We start from the raw sequence: 13527 nt of genomic DNA on the forward strand, positions 1-13527 counted from the left end.
TTGCATTCCGGCTCCAAACCCATTATAATAGTCCCGACAAAGTCGGAAAGGAATGACTTCGATGCAGTTTGAAATGTGTGCGCTTCCCGGTGGAGGGAAGCTGGAACTTTATCTGCGCAGCCCGGCTCCGGCCATGCCGAACGCGCTGCGCCGTCCGCTGGTGCTGGTGGTGCCCGGCGGCGGGTACGAACACGTCAGTGCCCGCGAGGCCGACCCGGTGGCGCTGCAGTTTGCAGCGGCAGGGTATCACACTGCTGTGCTGACCTACAGTGTGGGCGAGGGGGCACGGAATCACCAGCCGCTGCGCCAGCTCCGCGCGGCCATCGGGCTGCTGCGACAGAACGCAGAACGCTGGGGCATCCTGCCGGACCGGATCGCCGTTTGCGGCTTTTCGGCGGGCGGGCACCTGGCGCTGTCCGGTGCGGTGCTCGACTGCCCCGGCGAGGCGGCAGACCGCAGCCGGAAGCCGGATGCCGTGCTGCTGGCCTATCCGGTCATCACGGCGGGGGAGTATGCCCACCGGGGCAGTTTTGTGCAGCTTTCGGGCAGCGAAGACCGGGCGGAGCACCAGAGATTCGGGCTGGAAGAGAAGATCACGCCGGATACACCGCCGGTCTTCGTCTGGCACACGATGGAGGACGCCACCGTCCCGGTGGAAAACACCCTGCTCCTCCTTGCAGCGCTGCGGAAGAACCATGTCCCCTGTGAGGCGCATCTGTTCGAGAAGGGGGTCCACGGCACCAGCATCTCCACCGCAGAGGTGGATGCCGCCAGCGCCCACCGCGCCCATTGGGTGCAGCTGGCGGTGGAATGGCTGAACGACACCTTCGACTTCCATCTGGAATAAACTGGATTTGTATAGTTCTACAAAAAATTCATGAAAAAATAGTTGACCTGCAACAAATTTTAGCGTATACTGGTCAGCGAAAACAAACGCCGGGCACACCGCCCGGAAGGAAGAGGGAACATTTATGGCAATGCGGCCGGAAATTTCTGTCAAGAACCTGATGATGCAGGCATTCCTGACGGGCTGGGAGCTCTCCGACAAGAGCATCTCGCAGGATGAATATCTTCAGAGCGCCATTCAGGTGATCGAGGTGCTCCAGGTGGAGCCGGAGAGCCTTTATGCCGAGGAGGGCCTCGGCCTGCCGGACGGCGAAGAGGTGGACCATCTGGACGACCTGCTCCGGGCAGACGGCCAGTGGATCTATTACGGCGTCGAGGCAGAGAACTTCTTCCTCATCCAGTGGTATCCGGATGTGGAGTCCGCCAAGGCCAAGCTCGCGGAGCTGGACGCCATGGGCGACGGCAGCCGGCAGTATCTGGTGGACATGAGCCTGAAGCGCGAGAACCCCAGCAGCGCCGAGAACTTCGGCAATTCCAACCCCGTCCAGCTCCGCTCCTGATGTTGTTTTTTAAGAGGAAAGGGACCCCAAGCAATGCAGCTTTCTCAGACTGAACGTGAGCAGCTTTACGCCATTCTGGAACAGTACGACCACCATCCCAAAGTGCAGGAGATGCGGGAGTTCATCCAGCATGGCGACGTGACCACCTATCAGCACTGCAAAAATGTGGTGCTGGTCAGCTTCTGGCTCAACCGCCGCTTCCATCTGGGTGCCGACGAGACCGCGCTGGCGGTGGGCGGCTTTCTGCACGATTTCTACCTGTACGACTGGCACAAGACGAGCAGCTTCCATGGTATCCGCCGCCTGTTTGAGATGCACGGCTTTTCGCACCCCGGCTCGGCCTGCGTGAATGCGGAGCATTACTTTCACATCACGAAGAAGGAGCAGGACATCATCCAAAGCCACATGTGGCCGCTGACCTTCCGGCATGTACCCACCTGCCGCGAAGCCATCATCGTCTGCCTGGCCGATAAGTACTGCGCTGTGGTGGAGAGCATGTTCCGCCGCGCCAAAGTCGCCACCACTGTGGGTGCGGATGGGGCCGGCGACACCGAGTGGTAATCACAAAACAACAAAAAAATCCTTCCGGCAATTGCCGGAAGGATTTTTTTGTTGTTTTGTGACTTATTCCGACCGCAGGGCCTTGACGGGGTCGGAACGGGAAGCGCCCTTGGCGGGGATGAAGCCGCCGAGGATGGTCAGCACGGTGGCCAGAACGATCAGCACAAGGGCTGCGTTCAGCGGCAGGCGGGCGACCACATTGGTGCCGTTGGAGATCTTCTGGATGAGCATATTGCCAGGGATGAGCAGGATCTCGCTCAGCACGACGCCCATCACGCCGGAGCACAGGCCGATGATGAAGGTCTCGGCGTTGAACACCTCGGAGATGTTCCGCTTGGACGCGCCGATGGCACGCAGGATGCCGATCTCCTTGCGGCGTTCAAGCACGCTGATATAGGTGATGACGCCGATCATGATGGACGAGACCACCAGCGAGATGGAGACGAAGGCGACCAGCATGTTGGAGATCATGTTGATGATCTCGGTCACGGAGGTCATCAGGGTGCCGACGACGTCGGTGTACTGGATGACCTTGTCGTCCGCGCCCTGGGACCGCATGTTGTCGTTGTAGGCGTCGAGCTTGGCCACGACGGACGCCTTGTGGTCAAAGTCCTGCGGATAGATCTTGATCTGGCTGGGGGCGTCGAGGTCGGCATAGCCCAGCGTCTGCAGGTTGCTGTCGTAGGTGGCGGTGGAGGAGAGCATGGCCGACTTCATCAGGTCGGTCAGGTCGTCCTCGCTCATGTTGAACTGGATGGCCTTCTGGAAGGCTGTGGCGTCGATCTTCAGCGCGCTCTCCATCTGGCTGCCCAGCTGGGAGAAGCTCTGCTGCATCTGGCTCTGGATGTTCTGGCTCATCTGGGTCATCAGCTTGGTCATGGCCGTCTGCATCGCGCTGCCCAGCTGAGCCTGCAGCGTCTCGGAGATCTGGGACGAGTAGCTTTCCATGAGGGTGGACATCGCCGTCTGCATGGCCTCCGAGAACTGGGCCTGCAGGGCGTCCTGGTCGAACAGTTCGCCCATGGCGTCGTTCATCAGGGTCTTGAAGGCATCGCTCTTGAGGTACTGAGAGAAGCTGATCTTGTTCAGGTTCAGGATGCCGTTCCCGATGACATAGTCCTTGTAGCCGACCAGAACCTTCTGGGCCAGCTCCTGCATCTTGTCTTCGGAGACGGAAAGGTCCATGTTGGCAAAGAGGTCGGTCAGGGTGCTCATGTCCAGGTCAGGCGTTTCGGTCAGATCCAGATCCAGCTGGAAATCGTCGGGGTCGAGCAGCGAGCCGAGATCGACCGAACCGTTGTCCAAATCGAATGCGCCGCTGAGGTCGAAATTCAGCTTGCTGGTGTCGAATTGGAAGGCGCTCTTGAGCATGTCGGTGTCGATGCGGAACAGGCTGCTCATATCAAAGGCGGAAGCGTCTTCGGTGCCGAAGGGTTCGCCGTTCATCACATTGATGGCAGGGGAGGCCAGCTGGTCTTTGACCATCTGAGAGTCGGCTGCGGCGGCGATGACGTGCTGGGTGAGGGCGGCCGGGTAGGCGATGCCGGAGGACAGCATGGAAGCAGAGGCATCCTCTTTGGGCTGCACGACGCCCACCACGGTCAGGGTCTCGCTGGATGCGACAAGGTTCTTCATGAAGTCCTTGTCGTCGGACTTGTCCACCCAGGCGTTGTGGTCGTCGTCGCGCAGATAGCGGTCGGCCGCGTTGACCAGTTTGAACTGGATGCCGATGAAATCGCTGTACCGGTAGGTCTTGAAGTCGGTGGGGACATCGACGTTCTGGTTCTGGGCGAACTGCTGGATCATCTTGTCCAGCTCGGCGCTGTCCCGCAGGCCGAGGGCGTACAGCGCATAGTCGGTGATGGTGCCGTCGGCACCCAGCACGGCAACGCATTCATTGTACTTCTCCGGCCAGCGGCCCGCCTTAACTTCATACTGGGAGTTGTAGAGCTCATCGCTTTCGGGCAGCTGATAGAACACGCTGGTGTTCATCATGGAGGACATCATGCTGTTGGTGGAGCTTGTGGAGCTGATGCCCAGGCTGGAGAGGGAAGAATCCGGGTTCACCTGACGGATGGAGCCATCGGCGTCTTCCCGGTAGATCTGGGGCTGCACATTATAAGAATACTCGATGGAGGTGGCGTCCTCGGCAATGGTGCAGTCGTCACTTTCGAGATAGGTCTTGAGGGACTTCAGGTCGTTGGAGGTGATGCCTGCTACCATCTGGGTGATGAGCTGCCGCACCGGGACCATCCCTTCCTCGGCGGTCGTGCTGGAAGCGGACGCCGGCGAGCCGGAGGTGAGCATCGAGGTCAGGTCCATGCCGCTGCTGAGAATTTGCAGCGGATATTCGGACAGGGTGGAGCGTTCGGTATCGTCGATATACTGGTTGACGCCTGCCGACAGGGAGATGATGAGCGCGATGCCGATGATGCCGATGGAACCGGCAAAGGCCGTGAGCAGGGTGCGGGCCTTTTTGGTCAGCAGATTGTTGAAGCTCAGGCTCAGCGAGGTGAGGGGAGACATGGACGAGCGGCCCATGCTCTTGTGTACTGGCGGGGCAAGCTGGGCGGCGTCCGGCTCGAAGGGGTCGGTGTCGGAGCGGATGACGCCGTCCTTCAGCTGGACGATGCGGGTGGCGTACTGGTGGGCCAGCTCCGGGTTGTGGGTGACCATGACGACGAGGCGGTCTTTGGCCACTTCCTTCAGCAGCTCCATGACCTGGATGCTGGTCTCGCTGTCCAGTGCGCCGGTGGGCTCGTCGGCCAGCAGGATGTCCGGGTCGTTGACGAGGGCGCGGGCGATGGCCACCCGCTGCATCTGGCCGCCGGACATCTCGGTGGGGTGCTTGTGCAGCTGGTTGCCCAGACCCACTTTCTGCAGTGCCTCGGTGGCCCGGCGGCGGCGCTCGGCACCCGATACGCCGGAGATGGTCAGTGCCAGCTCCACGTTGGCCAGCACGGTCTGGTGGGGGATGAGGTTGTAGCTCTGGAACACGAAGCCGATGGTGTGGTTGCGGTAGGAGTCCCAGTCGCGGTCGGTGTACTTTTTGGTGGAGATGCCGTTGATGATGAGGTCGCCGCTGTCATACCGGTCCAGACCGCCGATGATGTTCAGCAGGGTGGTCTTGCCGGAGCCGCTGGGGCCAAGGATGGCGACGAACTCGCAGTCGCGGAGGCTCAGGCTGACCTTGTCAAGGGCTGTCTGGACCAGGTCGCCGGTCTTGTACTGCTTGTGGATCTTTTTGAGTTGAAGCATGGATTCTGCCTTTCTGCAAACACGGCTGAGGGGAGTGCCAAAGCCGCCGGAACAAAAATATCACTTTATTTTATCAGAAAAATGTGAACAAATCGTGGCATCCCGACGGCTCCCGACAGGGGAAGTTCTGGAAGATAAGAGACAATTACTGTCCCTTGCTTTTGGGCGGAAAAGGTGGTATCCTTGACAAAGAAAAGCAGTTTCCATCGGCTTTTCTCTGGCGAAAAACGCGAGGCGAACCGGGCAGAGCAAACACCAAAACGACACATTTTGACGCTTTTTAGGGGATTGCATCTCTCTGTGCTGCTCTATAAAATAGGAATGAAAAGCCATAGACCGGAAGATTATGGCAACCACAGCAGCAAGGAGGAGTCTTTTATGGAACGAACGTATGCCCCGCTGATCCGGCAGTTCTCGTCGATCAAGGGCTATCAGGCCGCGTATACGCTGGTCTACGCGCTGGATGCGTCAGAAGGCGGCTGCCACCTGACGCTGGACCGGAAGGGCGAGCGGGAACAGCAGGTCAGCGAGTTTGTTCCGCTGCATCCGGAGGCAGGCTACCGGCTGCTGCAATATCTGTGTGAAAATGCCGTGCAGCCAGAGATCTGGGGCGATGTGATCGCAGACTGGCTCCCGGTGCTGGAAGCAGAGCAGAACGGAGGTGCCGCAGGTGCCCGGTGAGCGGGATGCGGAGAACCTGCGCGTCGCTCTGATGAGCTACGACGACCGGGAACTCCGCATCCGGAAGTTTTATCTGGAAGAGCAGAGCACCATCATCCGATGCACCTGCTTCCAGAGCGGGGAGCCTGTCCTGCAGGCGCTGCGGCAGGAGCGGTGCTTTGATGTGCTGGTGCTGAGCAGCCAGCTGGAGGATATGGACAGCCTGACCTTCCTCGAAAAGCTCAACCGCCTGCCCAGCCACCCGCCGCTCCTGTTGCAGGGCGACGGCTGGGCCGACGACATCACCGCCGCCCACCTGCAGCCGGGCAGCCGTTTTTACGGCGTCGGGCACGACCATCTGCGGGATCTTCTGCGGGGGCTGCTGGGCGTCCCCGGCCGGAACTCGATGCAGATCGAACGGTTCTGCACCCACCTGTACGAGCTGTGGAAGCTCCCGCAGCCGGACACCAATTGCGAATACCTCACGCTGGCGGTACAGATCGCCTGTTCAGCCGATGGAAAACTGGCGCTTTGCAAAGAAATTTTGCAGGGCGTCGCGGAACAATATCACATCACGGTGGCCGCTGTGGACAGCGGCCTGCGCCGTCTGGTCGAAGGGCTGGAGACACGGCACCCGGTGGAATGGGAGCACTTCAAGGCGGAAAACGGCCTGACCGGGCTCAAAGTCACCACCGGCAGGCTGGTCTACTCGCTGCAGCAGACCGTGCTGCGGCGCGGCATCATCGTGCGGGAACAGCGGTAAGGAGGAACGGTGGATATGTGCAGGCAGGACGAAGCGGGATTTCCGCAAAAACAGTTGGAAACAGCGTTTCTGCACTCACTGCGCCTGCTGGAACAGAACCGGGAATATTTACAGATGCACTTACAGCCGCTGAAGGATGCCCGCGCGACCCAGGCGCTGGAGGACATGGAGCAGGAAGCAGCCCGGCTGGAACGGACGTTCCGGGAGTTGATGGAGCTTTCGGCTCCGGAGGAACCGGTGCAGAAGCGGCCGGTGGACCTGTGCCGCCTGCTGGCGCAGCTGGAAGGGCTGCGCGGCGAGATCGACGCCCAGAGCAGCACGAAGCTCACCGTAGACTGCGGCGGGCTGGAGCAGTGCCTTGTCTGGGGCGACCGAGAAATGGCCGAACAGATCTGCTTTCACCTGCTTTCGAACGCCCTGCGTGCTGCCGCACCCGGCGGGAACATCCAGGTGTGCCTGCGGCAGACCGGGCAGGACATCCGCCTGACCATCGAGGACGATGGCTGCGGCCTGCCGGAAGGGGAGAGCTGGCTCGAAAACCGCCGCCGCTTTCTGGGCGGTGCGCAGGCGGGGCTGCTGCTCTGCCGCCGGTATTGCCGCCAGCTGGGCTGGGGGCTTGCCCTGCTGCCCCGCACACCGCAGGGCGTCCGGGCAGAGCTGACACTGCCGCTGCCCACCCGGCCGTTCCCCATCGAAACGACGGTCGAGTTCCGCTCGCAGCCGTCCCACCCGGACGAACACAGCACCACCGCGCTGCAGCATCAGCTCCGCCGCGAGCTGTATCTGCTCACCCGCAGGCACGCAGGGAATTGACCGCAGATTCCAAAGCCGTCCTAGGGCGGCTGCTGGACAAGGCGGTAGAAGAATATCTTGCAATGTGATCACGAACGCGCTGCGCATCGGGCGGGATGAATTGCCCACCGATGCGCAGCGCGTTTTGTCTGCTGAAATCCACTCTCAGTAAAGAATCTTAGCTGTTTTATGGAAAAATACGGCCGAAAGTTCCGTGAAATTAACAAAATGTTTAACTTTCTGAGCGGAAAATACTATTTTTTGCGTGTAAAATGGAAAACACCAATTGATTGTTTTCGCGGTTTTGAGTATAATACAACTGTATGCGAGTCCTGCAGATGATTCGCTAACGAACTACTTTTCGGGCAGAGGACGGCAGAGCGGCCCTGCCCGAAAACTGGCAGGAAGTTCCTTCAGGAGGAAAGAAAAACGTGAGAGTAGGTCTTGACATCGGCAGTACCACCATCAAGTGCGTGGTGCTGGATGAACATGATTCGATTGTATATTCGACATATGAACGTCATTACAGCCATATCCTGGAAAAGGCGCAGGAGCTGCTGCGCCGGATCGACGCCGAGCAGCTGCACGGTCAGAAGGCGCTGCTGAGCATTTCCGGCTCGGCGGGCATGGGCCTGGCAGACAGCTGCGGTGTGCCCTTCGTGCAGGAGGTGTTCTCCACCCGTGTGGCGGTCAAGCGGTTCGTTCCCGCAACGGACTGCGTCATCGAGCTGGGCGGTGAGGACGCGAAGATCCTGTTCCTGACCAACGGCACCGAAGTCCGCATGAACGGCAGCTGCGCCGGCGGCACCGGTGCGTTCATCGACCAGATGGCCACCCTGCTGAAGATGAGCGCTGACGAGATGAACAAAGCCGCCGAAAAGGCTGAGCGCACCTACACCATCGCTTCCCGCTGCGGCGTGTTCGCCAAGAGCGATGTGCAGCCCCTCATCAATCAGGGTGCCCGCACCGAGGACATCGCCGCCAGCATCTACAAGGCGGTCGTCAACCAGACCATTGCTGGTCTGGCACAGGGCCGCCCCATCCAGGGCAACATCCTCTACCTCGGCGGCCCGCTGACCTTCAGCACCGTGCTGCGCAAGAGCTTCGACGAGGCGCTGGGCGTTACCGGCACCTGCCCGGAGAACAGCCTGCTGTATGTGGCACTGGGTGCGGCGCTCTATGCAGACAAAGAGTTCAACCTTTCCGCGGTGGCCGGGGCGCTGGATGAGTACGCCGCTACGGCGACCTACGCCAGCGAGCCTCCGCTCTTCGCCAACAAGGAGGAGTATGAGGCCTTCCATGCCCGCCACATGTCTCACAGTGTGCCGCATGTGCCCTTCAGCGCACAGTGCGGCCCCGTGCACATCGGCATCGACTCCGGCTCCACCACCGTCAAGCTGGTGGTCGTGGACGAAAAGAGCCAGATCTTGTACACCAACTATCAGCCGAACCTCGGCAACCCGCTGCCCCTCATCAAAGAGCAGCTCATTAAGATCTATCAGGAGCACCCCGGCCTGCACGTGGCCAGCGTGACCACCACCGGCTACGGCGAAGAGCTGGTCAAGAATGCCTTCCGCTGCGATTACGGTCTGGTGGAGACGGTGGCGCACTTCACCGCCGCCAAATATTTTATGCCCGATGTGGACTTCATCATCGACATCGGCGGACAGGATATGAAGTGCTTCAAGATCGAGGATGGCGCCATCAGCAACATCTTCCTGAACGAAGCCTGTTCCTCCGGCTGCGGCAGCTTTTTGCAGACCTTCGCGCAGGCGCTGGGTTATGATGTCAAGGAGTTCGCCGCGCTGGGCCTGTTTGCCGACCGCCCGGTGGACCTGGGCAGCCGCTGCACCGTCTTCATGAACAGCTCGGTGAAGCAGGCCCAGAAGGACGGCGCATCCATCCAGAACATCTCGGCAGGTTTGTCCATCAGCGTCGTCAAGAATGCGCTGTACAAGGTCATCCGCGCATCCAGCCCCGAAGAGCTGGGCCGCAAGATCGTCGTGCAGGGCGGTACCTTCTACAACGAGGCCGTGCTCCGCGCCTTCGAGAAGGAGATGGGCGTCGAGGTCATCCGCCCCGACATCGCGGGTCTGATGGGCGCTTACGGTGCGGCGCTGTTCGGCCTGCGCCAGAGCGCCAGGAACCACAGAGAGACTTCCTCTATGATGACGCTGGAGGAGCTGCAGAGCTTCGACCAGAAGGTCGTCAGCGTCAAGTGCGGCGGCTGCGGCAACCACTGCCAGCTCACCGTGAATACCTTCGCCGATGGCCGCAAGTTCATCTCCGGCAACCGCTGCGATAAACCCGTGACCGGCAAGAGCGAGGACAACAGCCTGAACCTCTATGCCTACAAGCAGCAGCTTCTGGCAGGCTACAAGCCGGTGCCCGGTAAGCGCGGCTCCATCGGCATCCCGCTCTGCCTGAACATGTACGAGATGCTGCCGTTCTGGCACACCTTCTGGACCAGGCTCGGCTTTGCCGTTCACACCAGCCCGGTGTCCAGCCGCGGGCTGTATCTGGCCGGTCAGGCCACCATCCCCAGCGATACGGCCTGCTTCCCGGCCAAGCTCAGCCACGGCCACATCAAGGCTCTGAGCCAGATGCAGCTGGACGCCATCTTCTACCCCTGCCTGACCTACAACTTCGACGAGGGGCTGGGCGATAACCACTACAACTGCCCGGTGGTCGCGTACTATCCGGAAGTTCTGGCCGGCAACTGCCCGGAGCTGGAAGGCAAGAAGTTCATCTACGATTACGTGGGCATCCATCGCCCGAAGGACTTCGTCCGCAAGATGGCCAAAGAGGTCCTCCCGCGCTACTTCGGCGGCATCTCCGAGAAGGAAGTGCAGGCCGCAGCAGACGCCGCTTATGCCGAGCACGAGGCCCACATGGCCCAGATCCGGGTCAAGGGCAGCGAGATCATCGACGAGGCCCGCCGACAGGGCAGGCGCATCATCGTGCTGGCCGGCCGCCCCTACCATGTGGACCCGGAGGTCAACCACGGCATCGACCACCTCATCACCCGCCACGGCGCTGCCGTCATCACCGAGGACAGCATTTCGGACCGGGTGGAAAAGTTCCCCACCAGGGTCCTGAACCAGTGGACCTATCACAGCCGCCTGTATGCAGCGGCCAAGTACTGCACCACCCAGAAAGATATGGATCTGGTGCAGCTCGTCTCCTTCGGCTGCGGCGTCGATGCCATCACCACCGACGAGACCCGCGAGATCCTGCAGGAGGGCGGCAAGCTCTACACCCAGCTGAAGATCGACGAGATCACCAACCTGGGCGCAGTGAACATCCGCCTGCGCAGCCTGTTCGCGGCGCTGGATGAGCGGGACGAGGACCGGAAATAAAACCCTGACCTCTCAGGCGCGGCATAGATACAGGACAGCGCCGAGTTCCCTAAGGCAACGTTACAATGATACATAGGAGGAACCTATGGAATACAACTATCCCAAATTCACCCCGGAGATGAAGAAGACCCACACCATCCTCATCCCCAACATGGCCATCACCCAGTTCCGGCTGCTGGAATACGCGCTGCGGTTCGATGGTTACAAGTGCGAGATCCTCGGCAACTGCGGCAGCGCCGTAGCTCAGCTGGGTCTGAAATACGTCCACAACGACACCTGCTATCCGGCGCTGCTGGTCATCGGCCAGTTTCTGGACGCCCTGAACAGCGGCAAGTATGATCTGGAACACACCGCCCTGCTCATCACCCAGACCGGCGGCGGCTGCCGTGCGTCCAATTACATCCACCTGCTCCGCAAGGCGCTGGTCAAGGCGGGCTACCCGCAGATCCCGGTTGCCAGCCTGAACTTCTCCGGTCTGGAGAAGGACAGCGGCTTCCAGATGACCCTGCCGCTGGCGCGCCGGGCCATCGCCTGCATCTTCTACGGCGACCTGCTCTGCGCCCTGCGCAATCAGGTGGCCCCCTACGAGAATGTGAAGGGGAGCGCCGACAGGATGGTGGACCTCTGGGTCGAGCGGCTGGGCCGCGTCCTGCTGGCGGGCAAGGGCTATACCTCCAAAGAGATGAAGCATACCTTCCCGCTCATCGCAAAAGAGTTTGCCGCCATCCCCGTTACCCGTGTGCCGAAGGTCAAGGTCGGCGTCGTCGGTGAGATCTACGTCAAATACAGCCCGCTGGGCAACAACGACCTGCAAAAGTTCCTGGAAAGCCAGGATTGCGAGGTCAACTTCCCCGGCCTGATGGGCTTTGTGCAGTACTGCATTTTCAACATGGGCGAGGACCATGTCCTCTACGGCGGCAAGCTGGCCGTCAAGGTCGGCACCGACCAGCTGCTCAACTGGCTGGACAGCGTCGAGCGCGCCATGCTCAAGGCGACCGCCGATGCCGGGTTCTATGCGCCCGGCCCCTTCAAGGAACTGGTGGAAAAGCCCCACGGCATCATTTCGCTGGGTGCCAAGATGGGCGAGGGCTGGCTGCTGACCGCCGAGATGATCGAGCTGGTGCAGGGCGGCTACGGCAACATCGTCTGTGCCCAGCCGTTCGGCTGCCTGCCCAACCACATCGTGGGCAAGGGCATGGTGAACAAGATCCGTGCGCTGTATCCCGCTGCCAACATCACCCCCATCGACTACGACCCCAGCGCCACCAGGGTCAATCAGGAAAACCGCATCAAGCTGATGCTGGCCGTTGCCAAGGAGCACCTGAACGCCCCCGCCGCCCCGGCCCGGCCCCTGACCGCCGAGGAGATCGCGGGCGGTGCGCCGCGCGTCGAGACCACGGTGTGACCCGGCAAACGAACAGACAAAAAGGCCCCGTGCAGACCAATGTGTCCGCACGGGGCCTTGCTTATGCGCCGGGAAACAGAAGAGAAATCACTTCTTCAGGTAGATGTGGTGGGGCAGACCTGCAATGTACAGCGGGGTCAGCTCGGCCTGGATGAGGGGACGGGCATAATCCAGGAACTCCTCGGTCATCTGGGTGTGGTTGGCGTTCATCCAGCTCAGCGGCACCTTCTTTTCGAGGTTTGCGACCTCACTGATGGGGTGCAGCTCGGTGGTGCACTGATAGGGGTTGTTGGAGATGCGCTTCAGGGCAACCATCTGGCCGGTGACGCCCTCAAAGGCAGCCTTGGCGGCAGCACCGCCGACCTGATAGGCCTCGGTGATGTCGGTGCGGCTGGTCAGGTGGCCGGCGCAGCGCTGCAGGGTGGAAAGCTCGATGCTGCGGGTCTTGGTGTCCAGATTCCGGGCCACGACATTTGCCAGATAGCGGGCGGTGCCGGTCAGGGCCTTGTGGCCGAAGGCATCGACTGCATGCACATCGTCGGCCAGCTCGCAGACATAGCGGCCATCCTCCAGCTTGACGCCTTCGGAGACGGCGATGACGATGCTGGGCTTCTTCTCCTGCATGGTACGGACCTTCTCCACGAAGTGGTCCACATGGAAGGGCACTTCGGGCAGGCAGATCATGTCCACGCCCTCGCAGTCGTCGCTCTTGGCCAGAGCAGCGGCGGCGGTCAGCCAGCCGGCGTTGCGGCCCATGATCTCGACGACGGTGACGTACTTGGTGCCGTAGACGGTGGCATCCCGGATGATCTCCTTCATCACGACGCCGATGTACTTGGCAGCGGAGCCGTAGCCGGGGGTGTGGTCGGTGACCATCAGATCGTTGTCGATGGTCTTGGGCACACCCATGAAGCGGATGCTGCTCTGCACACGGTTGCCGTAGTCGGCCAGCTTGCCGATGGTGTCCATGGAGTCGTTGCCGCCAATGTAGAAGAAGTAGCCGATGTCCAGCTTCTCCAGAATGGCGAACAGCTTCTTGTAGACCGCCTCGTCGTCGTGCCAGTCGGGCAGTTTGTAACGGCAGCTGCCCAGGAAGCTGGACGGCGTGCGCTTGAGCAGCTCGATGTCGAGGTCGTCGGTCAGGTACTGAGACAGGTCTACAACGTTTTCCTCCAGCAGACCGGCGACACCGTTGCACATGCCGTAAACGACCTGTGCGCCGCGGTTCTTGCAGCTCTCAAAAACACCTGCCAGACTTGCATTGATGACAGAGGTGGGGCCGCCAGACTGGCCAACGATTGCATTTTTACCCATGATGATTTC

General features: G+C 60.8%; 10 protein-coding genes. 8 read left to right on the forward strand and 2 right to left on the reverse strand.

All coding sequences use genetic code 11. From position 1 onward, the window contains the following. Nucleotides 1-61: 61 nt before the first annotated feature. From I5P96_RS05650 to I5P96_RS05660, 3 genes are all read left to right on the forward strand, one after another. On the forward strand, nucleotides 62-847 hold the full coding sequence (locus tag I5P96_RS05650) for an alpha/beta hydrolase (RefSeq protein WP_223383533.1): 786 nt from the start codon (nucleotides 62-64) through the stop codon (nucleotides 845-847). Between the two features lie 124 nt (nucleotides 848-971). Then, entirely contained in the window at nucleotides 972-1406 is a 435-nt protein-coding gene (locus I5P96_RS05655; protein ID WP_223383534.1) for a hypothetical protein, read from the forward strand. Nucleotides 1407-1439: 33 nt separating this feature from the next. Then, entirely contained in the window at nucleotides 1440-1967 is a 528-nt protein-coding gene (locus tag I5P96_RS05660) for an HD domain-containing protein (protein ID WP_223383535.1), read from the forward strand. Between the two features lie 63 nt (nucleotides 1968-2030). Here I5P96_RS05660 and I5P96_RS05665 read toward each other — a convergent pair whose 3' ends face one another. Beyond that, a complete protein-coding gene (locus I5P96_RS05665) occupies nucleotides 2031-5225 on the reverse strand; it encodes an ABC transporter ATP-binding protein/permease (RefSeq protein WP_223383536.1) in 3195 nt (1064 codons plus the stop codon). A 378-nt stretch (nucleotides 5226-5603) separates the two neighbouring features. Here I5P96_RS05665 and I5P96_RS05670 point away from each other — a divergent pair, with 378 nt between their 5' ends. The 5 genes from I5P96_RS05670 to I5P96_RS05690 all read left to right on the forward strand — a co-directional run bounded on the left by I5P96_RS05670 (nucleotide 5604) and on the right by I5P96_RS05690 (nucleotide 12204). Next, complete coding sequence (locus tag I5P96_RS05670; RefSeq protein WP_097793362.1) at nucleotides 5604-5906, forward strand: hypothetical protein; 303 nt, start codon at nucleotides 5604-5606, stop codon at nucleotides 5904-5906. Next, nucleotides 5896-6648 carry a response regulator gene (locus I5P96_RS05675; protein ID WP_223383537.1) on the forward strand — a complete coding sequence of 251 codons (753 nt, stop codon included), beginning with the start codon at nucleotides 5896-5898 and terminating at the stop codon, nucleotides 6646-6648. The genes I5P96_RS05670 and I5P96_RS05675 overlap by 11 nt, the downstream gene beginning before the upstream one ends. Before the next feature lie 15 nt (nucleotides 6649-6663). Next, nucleotides 6664-7461 carry a sensor histidine kinase gene (locus I5P96_RS05680; RefSeq protein WP_223383538.1) on the forward strand — a complete coding sequence of 266 codons (798 nt, stop codon included), beginning with the start codon at nucleotides 6664-6666 and terminating at the stop codon, nucleotides 7459-7461. Nucleotides 7462-7871: 410 nt separating this feature from the next. Beyond that, a complete protein-coding gene (locus tag I5P96_RS05685; RefSeq protein ID WP_223383539.1) occupies nucleotides 7872-10799 on the forward strand; it encodes an acyl-CoA dehydratase activase in 2928 nt (975 codons plus the stop codon). An 85-nt stretch (nucleotides 10800-10884) separates the two neighbouring features. After that, nucleotides 10885-12204: a 2-hydroxyacyl-CoA dehydratase gene (locus tag I5P96_RS05690; RefSeq protein ID WP_223383540.1), complete on the forward strand. Its 1320-nt coding sequence runs from the start codon at nucleotides 10885-10887 to the stop codon at nucleotides 12202-12204. 87 nt (nucleotides 12205-12291) lie between these two features. Here I5P96_RS05690 and I5P96_RS05695 read toward each other — a convergent pair whose 3' ends face one another. Beyond that, nucleotides 12292-13518 (reverse strand): 6-phosphofructokinase, encoded by a 1227-nt coding sequence (locus tag I5P96_RS05695; protein WP_118552543.1) that lies wholly within the window; start codon nucleotides 13516-13518, stop codon nucleotides 12292-12294. Nucleotides 13519-13527: the final 9 nt, after the last annotated feature.

It is taken from the genome of Faecalibacterium prausnitzii (assembly GCF_019967995.1).
Taxonomy (GTDB): domain Bacteria; phylum Bacillota; class Clostridia; order Oscillospirales; family Ruminococcaceae; genus Faecalibacterium; species Faecalibacterium prausnitzii_E.